We start from the raw sequence: 13,210 nt of genomic DNA, 5'->3' as shown, positions 1-13,210 counted from the left end.
AAATGAAAAAAGAACTTGAAATTTTTAGCACAAGATATGCTTGTAGGAATTTTAAAAACGAAAGATTAAAACAAGAGGAATTAAAATCTATACTAGAAATAGCAAGATTAAGCCCTAGCTCTTTAGGACTTGAACCTTGGAAATTTTTAGTAATTGAAGATGCAAAGAAAAAAGAAGAATTACATCTTATTTGCAATCAGCAAGATCATGTGAAAAATTGTGCAGCACTAATCATCATACTATCAAGACTGGATTTTTTAGATTATTTTGAAGAAAAATTAAGAAAACGGGATATGAGTGAAGCAGAAATTCAAAAACGCCTAGACACTTATATGCCTTTCTTACAAGCTTTAAATCATGAACAAAAAATCGCCTATGCAAGAGAACAAGCCCACATAGCACTTGCTAGCATACTTTATGGTGCTAACATGTTTAATATAGCAAGTTGTGCCATAGGTGGTTTTGATAAAGATAAACTTAATTCTTATTTTTCCTTGGATACAAAAAAAGAAATAGCAAGCTTAGTTATTGCTCTAGGCTATTGCAATGATCAACAAATTCCACAAAAACAGCGTTTTGCTTTTGATGAAGTTGTAAAATTTATCTAAATATTACTTTAACAAAGTAATATTTAGATCATAAAAATCAATATCTTTTGATGATTTTTACTAAGTTTTTGCCTAAATTTTATACAATTTTGACTATAATTTTACATTTATTTTAACAAGGCTTGATATGAATTTACCCAATATCTTAGCGGTTTTTAGAATGATTTTAGCACCTTTATTATTTTTTTTACTAACTTATAAATTTGAAAATATCCATCCAAGCTGGATTCATTATTTTGCCGCTTTAACCTTCTCTTTAGCAGCTTTAAGCGATTTTTTTGATGGCTACATAGCAAGAACTTGGAAACAAACTACTCAATTAGGGGAAATTTTAGATCCTTTAGCAGATAAAATGCTAATCTTAGCAGCATTTTTAGGACTTTTATTCTCAGAAAAAGCTAATGAGTGGGTAGTTTATATTATTTTAGTAAGGGAATTTTTCATCACGGGCTTTCGCGTTGTAATGATAAGTGAAAATTTAAATGTCAGTGCTTCTTTTGCTGGTAAACTCAAAACCACTTTTCAAATGCTGGCTATAGGATTTTTAACCATGCAATGGCCTGGGGGCGAAATTTTGCTTTATATAGCCTTAATTTTAACCTTATTTTCTGGATTTGAATACGTGCACGCTTATATTAAAACACAAAAAAAAGGAGAAAAATGAAATCTTTATTATTTTTAATCATCCTTTTAATTTTAGGAATTCAATTTTATTCTATAGAATTTTTAGCCACTATTTTAGTCATTTCATTTTTAATCTTTTTTCATGAATTAGGCCATTTTTTAGCCGCACGGTCTTTAGGAGTGAAAGTAGAAGTCTTTAGCATAGGATTTGGAAAAAGTCTCATACAAAAACAAATAAAAGGCACAAAATACCGCTTAAGTGCTCTACCAATTGGAGGCTATGTCAAACTCAAAGGACAAGATGATATGTATCCTAATCTTAAAAATTTAGATCAAGACAGTTACAGCATTTTAAGTCCTATAAAAAAAATTTATATACTTTTTGCAGGTTCTTTTTTTAACCTTATTTTAGCTTTTTTTCTTTATATCATTGTAGCAAATCTAGGCATACAAAAGCTAAGTGCTCAAATAGGAAGCATAATGCCTAATTCTGCTGCTGATCAAGCAGGACTGCAAATAAATGATACAATCTTAGCAATCAATCATGCAAAAATTCAAAGCTTTGATGAAATTGCAAAACATTTAAGCTTAAAACCTTTAAAAATTTTAGTAGAAAGACAAGGAGAAATCTTAGAATTTAACATCACCCCAAAACTAGGACAAGGATATAATGACTTTGGCCAAATCATTTCTAAAGCACAACTTGGAATAAGCCCCAAAGGAAGCACCTTAATCATCACACATCAAGGTTTACAAAGCATTAAATACGCTATAAATGAAAGTATTCAAGCCTCCACACTTATTCTCAAAAGCATAGCAAAGCTACTTAGTGCTCAAATTGAAGTAAAAAATTTAGGCGGGATTATTGCAATGACAGATCTTACTTCAAAAGCAGCTCAAAATAGTTTTAGCTTGCTCTTATTTATCACTGCTTTAATTTCCATAAATTTAGGCATTTTAAATCTATTGCCCATTCCTACTCTTGATGGCGGCCATATATTGTTTAATCTTTATGAAATGATTTTTAGGCGCAAAATACCTCCAAAAGCTTTTAAATATTTAAGTTATGGCGGACTGATCATACTTTTAAGTTTAATGCTTTTTACAACTTATAATGATATATTAAGGGTGGCAAGTGAGTAAAAAATTTCATTATCCCACGCCTAATTTCCATGATGAAAAAAAAAGCATTATTTTTTGGCGTTATATGCGTTTTCAAGCAAGAAAATTTTTACATTTTCCCCAGGTAAAATTTCTTGAAAAAACACTAAATCATGAAAACAACCGACACTTAAGGGATTTTTTTACCGCAAGACCTTATGCTTGTTATAATGTAATAAGAAGATTTTGTGATAAAAGCTTTGGGGCTAAAAAACGCGTTCAAACACTCATCCATGATGTCAATCAAGGACTTTTACATTTTCAATTCCTACCTGAAGATAGATTGATTTTTTCCTTTGATGAAGATTTTAAGCTTTTTTTAGGCTACAACAGACATGCTTTTGAAGAAGGTTTTTGGGCTTTTTCTTTAAGATATAAAGGACAAATTATCACACAATGTAATTTTTGTTTCACTTTAGAAAACAATCTTTTACTCTCTTGCATACAAGGTTATCAATATAAAGATTTTGATGTTTTAAAAAGCAATAAAATCTTAACCAAAAAGTGCCACGGTTTACGTCCTATTGCCCTATTAATAGAATGTGCTAAAATGCTTTGTAAAATTTTAAAACTTCATGCCACTTTAGGAGTACATGAAAAAAATCAAATCCGTTCTCAAAAAGGTGAAGATAAAGGTTATTTTGTAAATTACAAGAAAATTTGGTTAGAAAATGGAGGCGAATTTATAACAATAAATAAACAAAAATATTACAAACTCTCACATACCCAAAAAAACCTTGAAGCAATTCCTAGCAACAAACGATCTATGTATAAAAAACGCTTTAGCATGCTTGAAGAAATCAAATGCAATTTAAAACAAATTCTATCTATATAAATATTTCACAATAACTTCATATTTAATTATAATTTTAAAAAATATTCCATACAATATCAAAAATAATAAACCAAGCTTCATTATTTCTTAAAATTAATGCATAAAAGATGCTTTTTAACAAAAAGCCTAAACAAATTAAAACTATTTTTGAAGTATACATTAAGTATACTTTGAGTATAATCTATGCTTGCATTGTGCAAAATCCTTGCTCATGAAAATGGGCTTAATCCATAAGGAGAAAAAATGAAACATTATGAAGTTTTATTTATTTTAAAGCCGACATTTACTGAAGAAGAAGTAAATGCAAAGTTGGAATTCATTAAAGAAGTCCTTAACAAAAATGGTGCACAGATTGAAACTATAGTTCCCATGGGCACTAGAAAATTAGCGTATAAAATCAAAAAATACGAAAGAGGAATTTATTTCGTAATTTATTTCAAAGCTCCTACAAAACTCATTGCCGAGCTTGAAAGGGTATTAAGAATCACAGAAGAAATCATAAGATTTTTAATCGTAAAATATGAAAATAAAAAAGAAATTGCAGCTTGGGAAAAACTAAGCCATGGAATCAAGCAATCTAAAAAAGAAATCAAACCTTTAGATGCCCCTGAAAATCAATAAGGAAAAAGATGTTTAATAAAGTCGTTTTGGTTGGGAATCTTACACGCGATATAGAAATGCGTTATGCGCAAAGTGGTAATGCCATTGGAGCATCAGCCATAGCAGTGACAAGAAGATTTACTACAAATGGAGAAAAAAGAGAAGAAACTTGTTTTATTGATATAAGTTTTTATGGTCGTACTGCAGAAATAGCAAATCAATACCTCACTAAAGGGTCAAAAGTTTTAATAGAAGGTCGTCTTAGATTTGAACAATGGAGTGATCAAAACGGACAAAACCGTTCTAAACACAGCATACAAGTTGAAAACATGGAAATGCTAGGCAATTCTAACGCTCCTCAAGGAGGGAATTTCAATAATAGTAATTTTTCAAACAACAATTATAATTCAAGCTATGAAAACCAAAGCTATGATCCTTATATGAGTGAAAACCAAAACTTTAATAAAACAAGATCAAATCCTACTCCACAAAAAAACCAAAATCCACAGTATGAAGAAAAAATAAAAGAAATCGACATCGACGCTTATGATAGCGATGATACTAATTTACCATTTTAAAAAGGATAAACTATGGCAGAAAAAAGAAAATACTCTCGCAAATATTGCAAATACACTGAAGCAAAAGTTGAATTCATTGATTATAAAGACACAGCAATGCTAAAACATGCTTTATCTGAAAGATTTAAAATCATGCCACGCCGTTTAACAGGCACAAGCAAAAAATACCAAGAAATGGTAGAAATTGCAATCAAGCGTGCAAGACACGTAGCATTGATCCCTTATATAGTTGATAGGAAAAATGTAGTAAATAATCCTTTTGAAGGTTTATAAGCTTGAATTCCCGCTAACTTTTAAAAAGCGGGAAAATCTATAAAGTATTTTTAACGCACTAATGCATATTTTAATACTTCATCAAAAGTCTCGACCCCTATAATTTTCATATTTTGTTTAACTTCATCAGGTATATCCTTTAAATCTCTATCATAATTTTTCTTTGGAATTAAAGCAATTTGAATCTCTGCTTTATAAGCAGCAATTAATTTCTCTTTTAGCCCTCCTATAGGCAAAACCTTGCCTTTTAAGTCTATCTCACCTGTCATTGCAACATCAGCTCTAACCTTTTTAGCACTAAAAACCGAAGCAATTACTGTACTCATAGCAATGCCAGCACTTGGCCCATCTTTTGGAGTAGCTCCATCTGGAACATGTATATGAAGATTATAACTATCATAAACATGAACTTTAGGATCTAATATCATGTTTTTTGGTACTTTTATTTTCCCTTCATCGATTAAAACTTTAATCACACTAAAAGCAATTCTAGCTGATTCTTTCATCACATCGCCTAAGCTTCCTGTAAGCATTAGCTCTCCCTTGCCTTTAATCTTTATAGCTTCTATCTTTAAAACATCACCTCCTACACTTGTCCAAGCCAAACCATTAACTTGACCTATTTGATTTTCTCCATCATTTTTTTGTATCTCAAATACTTTTTTATCTAAAAATTCATTTAAATTTTTCACATTAATATGAACTTTTTTCATCTTTTCTAAAAGCAATTTTTTAACACTCTTACGACATAATTCTGCTACTTTACGACGTAAATTTCTAACACCTGATTCACGGGTATAATCACTAATAATTAGTTCTATAGTCTCATCATCGATAAAAAGTTCACTTGCCTTTAAACCATGTTTTTTAAGCTCGCTAGGGATTAAATACTTTTTCATGATATGAAATTTCTCACTAGGAGTATAAGAACTAAGTTCTATAAATTCCATTCTATCTCTTAAAGGTGCAGGAATATTGCTAATATCATTAGCCGTTGCTATAAAAATCACCTTACTCAAATCAATATTAAAATTCAAATAATAATCCCTAAATTTAGAATTTTGCTCTGGATCTAAAATTTCTAAAAGCACAGCACTAGGATCACCTCTAAAACTACGGTTTAATTTATCAATCTCATCTAAAACAATCACAGGATTGATTTGTCGTGCTTCTATAAGCCCTTGAGTAATACGACCGGGCATAGCACCTATATAAGTTCTGCGGTGGCCGCGAAGCTCATTGACATCTTCAAGACCTCCTAAAGCAATGCGGATTAATTCTCTTTTTAATGCTTTAGCAACAGAATTAGCCAAAGAAGTTTTGCCCACACCCGGAGGTCCATAAAGACAAAGAATGACTTTAACCCCATCTTTATCTGCTATCTTTCTTTTTTCTAAAAGCTCTCTAACAGCAAAATATTCTTCTATACGCTCTTTAGGCTTATTTAAAGCATAATGATCATTATTAAGTTGCTTAGAAACTTCTTTTATATCAAGCTTTTTCTTAGAAATTTTTTCAAAAGGAACATCAAGTGCAGTTTCTATGTAAGTTTGAATCATAGAAGCTTCAGAATTATCCTGATGAATGCGTTCAAATTTTTCAATTTGCTTTTTGATTTCTTTATAAGCATCTTCATACATAAATTTTTTCTTTGATTCTAAACGCCTTTGATATTCTCTTACCTCATCTTCTTTTTGACTGTCTGAACCAAGTTCTTTTTGAATTTGTCTTAATTGCTCTTTTAAAAAATACTCTTTATTGACTTTATCAATACGAGAATGGACTTTATTTTTAATTTCTTTTTGAATTTTATTTGCTTGTATTTCTTCAGCAATAAGATCTATGAGTTTTAGCAATTTTTGCTCAAGATTTGTTAATACAAAAAACTCACAAGCAACTTGTTTTTTTATACGTATAGTATTTAAAATCAAATCGCAAATTCTTGATGCATCAAAACCTTCTTCAATAGTCCTTAAAAGATCAGGAGAAAAATAATGGCTGATATTGGCTAGACTTTTTACCTTTTCTTTTAAGACTTCAAGAAGGGCTTCTTTTCTAGTTCCTTCTAAAAAATCTTCTTTTATAAGTTCTATTTTAGCTTCTAAAGGTTTATTAGAAATTGCTTGGACAATTTTGCCTTTAGCATAACCTTGAAACAGTATTTTCACCCTACCATCTGGCAAAGGAACCTTTCTCATAATAGTTCCAACCACTCCACAATGATAAATTTCATCAAAACTTCTTCCATTTTCAAGTTTTGAAGGTGCGACAAAAAGCATACTATCATTTTTAATTGCTAATTCTAATGCCTTCATATTTAAAGAATCATTGATAAAAATAGGGGTTATCATAAAAGGATATAAAAATAATTCATCCTCTACTAATACAGGTAAATTTGCCGGATAATTCTGTATTTGTTCAATTTGCATTTACTATTCCTTGCTTATTAAAATTTTTCAAATATACTTCTATACCAAGGAAGCTCTGGTTTAATAATATCTTGCTTATAAAATTCATTTTCTTGAAGTCTTTGTTCGTAAATTTTAGCACTTTCATAATGATTGATGCGTTGATATAAATTTTGTATAGTACCATCAAGATAAAAAATAGCTAAATTAAATTTAGTCAACATAGTTTGAACTAAAGGTTTATATTCTGTATAAGGATAATCTTGCAAAAAATTATCTATTTCTTTTTGACTTTGAAGCATTAAAGCTTGATTGCGATTAGGCACTGCAAAAGCATCAAATTTTGCCTTGATTTTAAGATAGCGAATATAATCAGCATTGCGCGAATTTCCAAATTTTTTATTATACTCATCCAAATAAAACTCCGCTAATTGATACTCTTCTTCATCCCTATGAGCTTGTGCTAGAATGATTAAAGTAGTTTCTAATAAAGGATCTGAAACATGCTCACTTGCCATACCATTATAATGATCATCAGCCTTTTCTAAATCTCTATCGTGCAAATCTTTAATGATTTGCTTATACCATTGAGTAGCACTAAGATTATACAAAGTCTCATCATTTTTTGTACTGCACGCATTAAAAAAAATTCCTATTAAAACCAATAAAAAAATGCTTTTTTTCATATCTTACCTTAAAAATTTCATTATTAAAAAATCTGTATTTTAACTATTTTATAATTACGTTCTTCTAAAATTATAATAAATTTAATTAAATAATTTTAAAATTTCAAGACTATTATTACTTATTTTATGCTAGAATATTTAGTGATTATAACTTAGAGGAGAAAACATGACTCTAGCTGTTAAATGCCCTATTTTAGGTTTCGAAGAGACCAAAAATATGGAATTTTCAACTATCGATGAAGTATTTGTAAGGCTTAAAAGTCTTGATGGAAAAGACTTTTCTTTTGTTTTGATTAATCCTTATTTAATCAGACCTGATTATGAATTTGATATACCAACTTATTATCAGGAATTACTTTGTTTAACACCTCAATCTAATATGAAAATTTTCAATATAGTAGCAATAGCAAAAAGCATCGAAGAGTCCACTGTAAATTTTTTAGCACCTGTAGTTATCAATCTTGATAATAATACTATGGTACAAGTGATTTTAGACACTCTTAACTATCCTGATTTTTTTCAAGCTGAGCAAATTGCAAATTATATTAAAAAATGATGCTTTATATACTTGCAAATGGAACTATGGCAAAAGCCTTAGCCTATGGATTAAAAAATCATTATCAAATCTGCATAGTAGGAAGAAATTTAGAAAAACTTCAAAGTTTTGCTAAAGAAGGTTTTAAAATCTTACTTTATGAAGATTTTGATATAAATAATAAAGATCTTATCTTAGCTTTTAAACCCTATGCTTTAGAAAATGTTGCTAAACTCTTAAAAGGGCAAGCACGCATTTTAATCTCTGTTTTAGCCAATACTGACTTTAATAAATTGCAAATTATCCCTGCTCAAAATTATGCTAGAATCATGCCTAATACAGCAGCTAAATATCAAGCCTCTACCACGCCTTATATACTCAAAAATTTCCTCTTTGAAGATGAAATCTTAAAAATTTTAACCACTTTTGGTTCAGCTTATAAATTAGACAATGAAGATCAAATGGGTGCTGCTATGGCAATCAGCGGCTGTGCTCCTGCTTTTTTAGCTCTTGTGGCAGAAAGCATTGCCAATGCTGGTGTATGTGAAGGCTTATCAAAAGAACTTAGTCTTAATCTGACCCGATCTTTGTTTAAAAGCTCAAGTGCTTTATTAGAACAAGAACATCCTGCTATCATCAAAGAAAACATTTGTTCACCAGGGGGCGTTACTATAAAAGGCATTAAAGTGCTTGAACAAAAAGGAATTCGTGGCAGCTTTTTCGAAGCCATAAGTGCTAGCAATACTAAATGAAAAAAGCCTTTATATTTATAGAATTAATCCATGCTATGATAATCCTATCTTTAATTTTTGTTGGCATTATTTATATTATACTCATCTTTATAAAAACCACGAGAATTTAAACATTATTGAAAGACTTTACAAACTTCAAGATCGATTATACGAAAAAGCAAGTTTAAAAACCACCCTAATACAAAGCTCAAATTTACAGCCCATAAACCTACAAGAACAAATTGTCAAAGATGGTGCATTTGAATTTAAAAAACTATACTTTCAAAATCAAAACTACAATGTTTACTTCAAAGAATGAGTAAAGCCTTTACCTTATTTGAATTCATTCTATCGCTTTTGCTTTTTGCAATCATAGCAAGCCTACTCTCAAAACCCCTAAGCAATTTTCATCTTTTGAATTTTAATGCTTTAAAAACACACGAACTTATCACTCAAACGCATCTTAATTTGCTTAAAATAGAAAAATTAATACAAAATTGCACTCAAATTACTTTTTTAAACCAAACGCTCCAATGCTTTTTAAAAGATCAATTAATAAATCTTAAAGATAATAAGCTTTATTTGATCAATTCTGCACTTCTTTTAGAAAATAAAAATAAACTTTACCTACCAAAATCTGATCTTAATACACTATTTCAAAACAGAAAAGATCTATACAATGATAATGATTACATAATTTATGCTTTAAAAAATAATCAAATAGAGACAATATCCTTACAAAACAATACCATAATAGCAAATTTCACAGGGTTTTTCACTCCTTTGCAAGCCCAACTCACAATAAGTTTAGCAAACAAAGAACTTAGCTATGAGTTAAAACCAAAATTCAATGATAAATTAAAACAACAAGGGCTGCTTGAAAAAAATATAAGTGTATTTCAAATACAAAATAATAAATTAAAAATTTGTTCTAAAGAACAAACAGAATATTGTCTTGAAAAAAGACTTCTGCTATGAAAAAAGCTTATATTTTAATTTGGACTGTTTTTCTAATCCTTCTTATTAGCTTGTGGATGAGTTTAAACCTAAACATATCTAATTATACTCCTAAAATGATTCAAGATACTTATTATTACCTTCAAGCTCAAATTTTAAGTCATAATACTAAAGAATTTTCTAAATATTTCTTATATAAAGCTAAACAAGAAAACAAAAAGTGCTTAGACAAGATAACTTTTAATTACGCAAAAGCTTTAATTAAAATAAAATATTTCTATCCAACCATCCAATGCGAAGATTTTAAATTTTCTCATTTTAATAAAGATGCAAATTTAAGCAAAGATGGCATTATCATAGCTCATATTAGCATTGCTTTAAATAGTAATAAAAATGTCAATGATGAGATTTTACTTACAAAAAGCATTATATTTCATGCAAAAGAAAATTTCTGGAAGACAAAAAACTAAAGCAAACTTTTAGCAAGCTTAACGCATGCTTGAAGACTTTGCTTCTCGCATATAAAAAGATTTTTAAATTTTAAAAGTCTTTGTGCTGTAGTATGCCCTATAGCAATGGCTTTATCTTGTGTGCTTAAAGTATAAAATTTTAGAAAATTCTCCACGCCCAAAGGCGATGTAAAAATAAAAATAGCAGGATGATTTAATACCTTATCGCTTTTTTTAAAAACATTTTCATAAACAATTTTTTCATCTAGATTAATGCCTGCATTTTTAAGATCTAAATTTAAAGCAGAAACAATATGTTTGGCTCTTAAATATAAACATTTTTTTGTTTTAAGTTCGTCTTTAAATTCATTAAAAAGGTTTTTTCCATAAGCTTTTTGTGGAAATTTAATCTTTTTAAAGCCTAAATCTTTAGCAAAATCAGCACTACTTTGCCCTACAGTATATAAATCAAGTTTAAGATTTAATGCAATATTTGCTTTTTTTAAAGCTTTTAAAGCATTTTTAGAAGTACAAATTAAAGCATCATATTCATTCAAATCTACATTAAAATCATAAAAAACAAGCTCATTTAAAACAAGATTTTCCACTCCTTCAAAAGGCGTTTTATTTAAGAGATAAATTTTCATTAATTTCACGCTTTAATTCCTTAGCAGCTAAAAAAGCATCTTTAGCATGCATAATAGCTCCAAATACAGCAATACCACTTAAATTTATACCTTTTAATTCTTTTATCACATCTTTATTAATACCTCCTATAGCCACTACACCAAGAGGACTTTTTTGGCTAATTTTCATTAAAGTATCAAGACTTAAAAGCGAACTTTTCTTAGTAGGCGTTGTTTTAATCGCTCCACAACCTAAATAATCTGCTCCTTGTATGAAAGCTAATTGCTCTAATTTTTTCAAGCTCAAACCTATGATTTTTTCTTCACCCAAAAGCCTTCTTGCAAGGTGCGGCTCTAAATCTTCTTGTCCTAAATGAACCCCATCAGCATCTAAAGCCAAAGCAATGTCTAGCCTATCATTTATTATAAAAGGGATTTGATAAGCCTTACAAAGTTTTTGCACTTTTAAACCAAGTTCATAAAATTTTCTTGCACTCAATTCTTTTTCGCGCAATTGCACTATACTTACCCCACCTTTTATAGCATTTTCTAAAGTGTTTAAAAAAAACGCATCACTTTTTCGCCCTTTAGAAGCTACAAGATAAAGGCTAAGATCAAGCTTATTTCTCATTTACAAACTCAAAATGATTAATAGGACCATAACCTTTACCTAAATTTAAAGAATAATAAATAGCATTATTTACATACTTTTTAGCCTCACTAACTGCATTTAGCAAATCCTTGCCTTTAGCCAAATTGCTAGCAATAGCTGAAGAAAGCGTACAACCTGTTCCATGAGTATTTTTTGTCTTAATACGTTCAGCTTTAAGTATATGAATATTACAACCATCAAAAAGCACATCATTAGCATTGTCTTTACTATGCCCACCTTTAAGCAAAACAGCCTTTGCCCCTAGACTGCACAAATGCTTTGCAGCTTTTATCATTTCTTCTTCATTAGAAATTTTAAATTCGCATAAAAACTCTGCTTCAGGTATATTTGGAGTAAGAACATCAGCAAATTTTATTATGTTTTTTTTAAAAAATCCACAATTTTCTTCAGGCATTAAAGCATAACCATTTTTAGCAAACATTACAGGATCAATGACTACATTTTGCGGCTTGAATTTTTCTAAATTATAAGCTATACAAGTGATTAAATCGCAAGAACCTATCATGCCAATTTTAGTAGCCTTTGGCACTATATCCTCAAAAACTGCAAGCATTTGATCATCTACACTTTTAACAGGCATTTCATGCACTGAAATCACTCTTGCAGTATTTTCAGCCACCACACTTAAAATCACACTCATACCAAAAAGCCTATGCGCACTAAAAGTTTTAAGATCAGCTTGTATGCCCGCACCTCCACTACAATCACTTCCTGCTATAGTTAGAATCGGGATTAAATCACTTCCCTTTGCTTTCATAAATTTTCCTTTAATTTTGTTAAAAACTTCTTTGCTTCTAAATTTAACTTAGCACCCTTAAAACTCTGCTTAGCAAAAGTAATAATAAGAGCATGAAAAATTTGATAAAGCTCATAAAGTTCATATTTTCTTTTTAAAATTTCACACAATTTATCCTGTTTACTTTCTATACCGCTTTGAAAAAATTCTCTCAAATCTTCATAATTTTCAAACTCATAGCCCAAATGCGAAGCTAAACGCATACTATAGCTATCTACAACCAAAATTTCTCTTTTACAAAGATAATTTAAAATACTATCTGCACTCTCAAAACCTAAACCTTTAGTATTTAAAAGCCATTCTCTATCTACATTTTTTTTAAAATTTTCTAAATTATCATAAGTGTTTAAAATTCTTTGGACTAAAGCTTTTAAACGCTTTGCTTTGGTATTATAAAATCCACTGGGTTTAATTAAAGCCGCAAGCTCTAAATCAGATAAATTGTTCATTTGCTCTAAATTTATAATATTTTGTTGCCTTAAATTCTCTAAAGCCTTTAAAACATTTTTCCAATTTGTATTTTGAGTCAAAACAACAGAAATTAAAAGTTCAAAATCACTTAAACCCCTATTTTCAAACCAATCAAATTCCTCATATTTTAAATCTAATTCTAAAAGTTTTGCAAAAATTTGTGCTCCATTCACTCAAACCCTCCTTAAAAACTCAAAAA

Annotated in this window: 18 protein-coding genes; 12 read left to right on the top strand and 6 right to left on the bottom strand. The window is 29.6% G+C overall.

Translation table 11 applies throughout. The features are described from left to right. The first annotated feature begins 2 nt into the window (after positions 1–2). From GRQ01_RS04050 to rpsR, 7 genes are all read left to right on the top strand, one after another. Positions 3–608 (top strand): NAD(P)H-dependent oxidoreductase, encoded by a 606-nt coding sequence (locus tag GRQ01_RS04050; RefSeq protein ID WP_158334554.1) that lies wholly within the window; start codon positions 3–5, stop codon positions 606–608. A gap of 127 nt (positions 609–735) precedes the next feature. Beyond that, positions 736–1,272, top strand: coding sequence for a CDP-diacylglycerol--glycerol-3-phosphate 3-phosphatidyltransferase (gene pgsA, locus GRQ01_RS04045; protein ID WP_158334553.1), 537 nt, complete (start codon positions 736–738; stop codon positions 1,270–1,272). Then, the gene (gene rseP / locus GRQ01_RS04040) at positions 1,269–2,375 is read left to right on the top strand and encodes an RIP metalloprotease RseP (protein ID WP_158334552.1); all 1,107 of its coding nucleotides are present in this window, start codon (positions 1,269–1,271) and stop codon (positions 2,373–2,375) included. The genes pgsA and rseP overlap by 4 nt, the downstream gene beginning before the upstream one ends. Beyond that, complete coding sequence (locus GRQ01_RS04035) at positions 2,368–3,228, top strand: VirK family antimicrobial peptide resistance protein (protein ID WP_203121192.1); 861 nt, start codon at positions 2,368–2,370, stop codon at positions 3,226–3,228. Before rseP ends, GRQ01_RS04035 begins: the two co-directional genes overlap by 8 nt. Before the next feature lie 243 nt (positions 3,229–3,471). Next, complete coding sequence (rpsF, locus tag GRQ01_RS04030; RefSeq protein ID WP_158334551.1) at positions 3,472–3,849, top strand: 30S ribosomal protein S6; 378 nt, start codon at positions 3,472–3,474, stop codon at positions 3,847–3,849. Positions 3,850–3,857: 8 nt separating this feature from the next. Beyond that, positions 3,858–4,406, top strand: a complete 549-nt coding sequence (locus GRQ01_RS04025) for a single-stranded DNA-binding protein (protein ID WP_158334550.1) — start codon at positions 3,858–3,860, stop codon at positions 4,404–4,406. Between the two features lie 12 nt (positions 4,407–4,418). Next, positions 4,419–4,679, top strand: coding sequence for a 30S ribosomal protein S18 (rpsR, locus tag GRQ01_RS04020; protein WP_158334549.1), 261 nt, complete (start codon positions 4,419–4,421; stop codon positions 4,677–4,679). Between the two features lie 50 nt (positions 4,680–4,729). Here rpsR and lon read toward each other — a convergent pair whose 3' ends face one another. Both lon and bamD read right to left on the bottom strand, forming a co-directional pair. After that, positions 4,730–7,108 carry an endopeptidase La gene (gene lon / locus GRQ01_RS04015; RefSeq protein ID WP_158334548.1) on the bottom strand — a complete coding sequence of 793 codons (2,379 nt, stop codon included), beginning with the start codon at positions 7,106–7,108 and terminating at the stop codon, positions 4,730–4,732. Between the two features lie 17 nt (positions 7,109–7,125). Next, a complete protein-coding gene (gene bamD / locus GRQ01_RS04010) occupies positions 7,126–7,773 on the bottom strand; it encodes an outer membrane protein assembly factor BamD (RefSeq protein WP_158334547.1) in 648 nt (215 codons plus the stop codon). A 166-nt stretch (positions 7,774–7,939) separates the two neighbouring features. Between bamD and fliW the strand changes: the two genes are divergently transcribed. From fliW to GRQ01_RS03985, 5 genes are read left to right on the top strand one after another with little or no spacing between them, the layout of a single operon-like run. Beyond that, positions 7,940–8,329 (top strand): flagellar assembly protein FliW, encoded by a 390-nt coding sequence (gene fliW, locus GRQ01_RS04005; protein WP_158334546.1) that lies wholly within the window; start codon positions 7,940–7,942, stop codon positions 8,327–8,329. Beyond that, positions 8,329–9,060, top strand: a complete 732-nt coding sequence (locus GRQ01_RS04000) for a pyrroline-5-carboxylate reductase (protein WP_158334595.1) — start codon at positions 8,329–8,331, stop codon at positions 9,058–9,060. The genes fliW and GRQ01_RS04000 overlap by 1 nt, the downstream gene beginning before the upstream one ends. Beyond that, on the top strand, positions 9,041–9,358 hold the full coding sequence (locus GRQ01_RS03995) for a hypothetical protein (RefSeq protein ID WP_193699218.1): 318 nt from the start codon (positions 9,041–9,043) through the stop codon (positions 9,356–9,358). Before GRQ01_RS04000 ends, GRQ01_RS03995 begins: the two co-directional genes overlap by 20 nt. Beyond that, positions 9,355–10,017, top strand: a complete 663-nt coding sequence (locus GRQ01_RS03990) for a hypothetical protein (RefSeq protein ID WP_158334545.1) — start codon at positions 9,355–9,357, stop codon at positions 10,015–10,017. Before GRQ01_RS03995 ends, GRQ01_RS03990 begins: the two co-directional genes overlap by 4 nt. Further along, complete coding sequence (locus tag GRQ01_RS03985; RefSeq protein ID WP_158334544.1) at positions 10,014–10,466, top strand: hypothetical protein; 453 nt, start codon at positions 10,014–10,016, stop codon at positions 10,464–10,466. The genes GRQ01_RS03990 and GRQ01_RS03985 overlap by 4 nt, the downstream gene beginning before the upstream one ends. Here GRQ01_RS03985 and GRQ01_RS03980 read toward each other — a convergent pair. The 4 genes from GRQ01_RS03980 to GRQ01_RS03965 are packed head-to-tail and all read right to left on the bottom strand — an operon-like array spanning position 10,463 to position 13,184. Further along, positions 10,463–11,092, bottom strand: coding sequence for a uroporphyrinogen-III synthase (locus tag GRQ01_RS03980; RefSeq protein WP_158334594.1), 630 nt, complete (start codon positions 11,090–11,092; stop codon positions 10,463–10,465). The genes GRQ01_RS03985 and GRQ01_RS03980 overlap by 4 nt on opposite strands. Continuing rightward, on the bottom strand, positions 11,070–11,702 hold the full coding sequence (thiE, locus tag GRQ01_RS03975) for a thiamine phosphate synthase (RefSeq protein WP_158334543.1): 633 nt from the start codon (positions 11,700–11,702) through the stop codon (positions 11,070–11,072). Before thiE ends, GRQ01_RS03980 begins: the two co-directional genes overlap by 23 nt. Continuing rightward, a complete protein-coding gene (thiD, locus tag GRQ01_RS03970) occupies positions 11,692–12,501 on the bottom strand; it encodes a bifunctional hydroxymethylpyrimidine kinase/phosphomethylpyrimidine kinase (protein ID WP_158334542.1) in 810 nt (269 codons plus the stop codon). Before thiD ends, thiE begins: the two co-directional genes overlap by 11 nt. After that, entirely contained in the window at positions 12,498–13,184 is a 687-nt protein-coding gene (locus tag GRQ01_RS03965; protein WP_203121189.1) for a 3-methyladenine DNA glycosylase, read from the bottom strand. The genes thiD and GRQ01_RS03965 overlap by 4 nt, the downstream gene beginning before the upstream one ends. Positions 13,185–13,210: the final 26 nt, after the last annotated feature.

Origin of the sequence: Campylobacter bilis (assembly GCF_016806695.1) — a bacterium.
Lineage (GTDB): Bacteria > Campylobacterota > Campylobacteria > Campylobacterales > Campylobacteraceae > Campylobacter_D > Campylobacter_D bilis.
The sequence above is the reverse complement of the archived record's forward strand: the minus strand, read 5'-3'. Positions and strand labels throughout refer to the sequence as shown.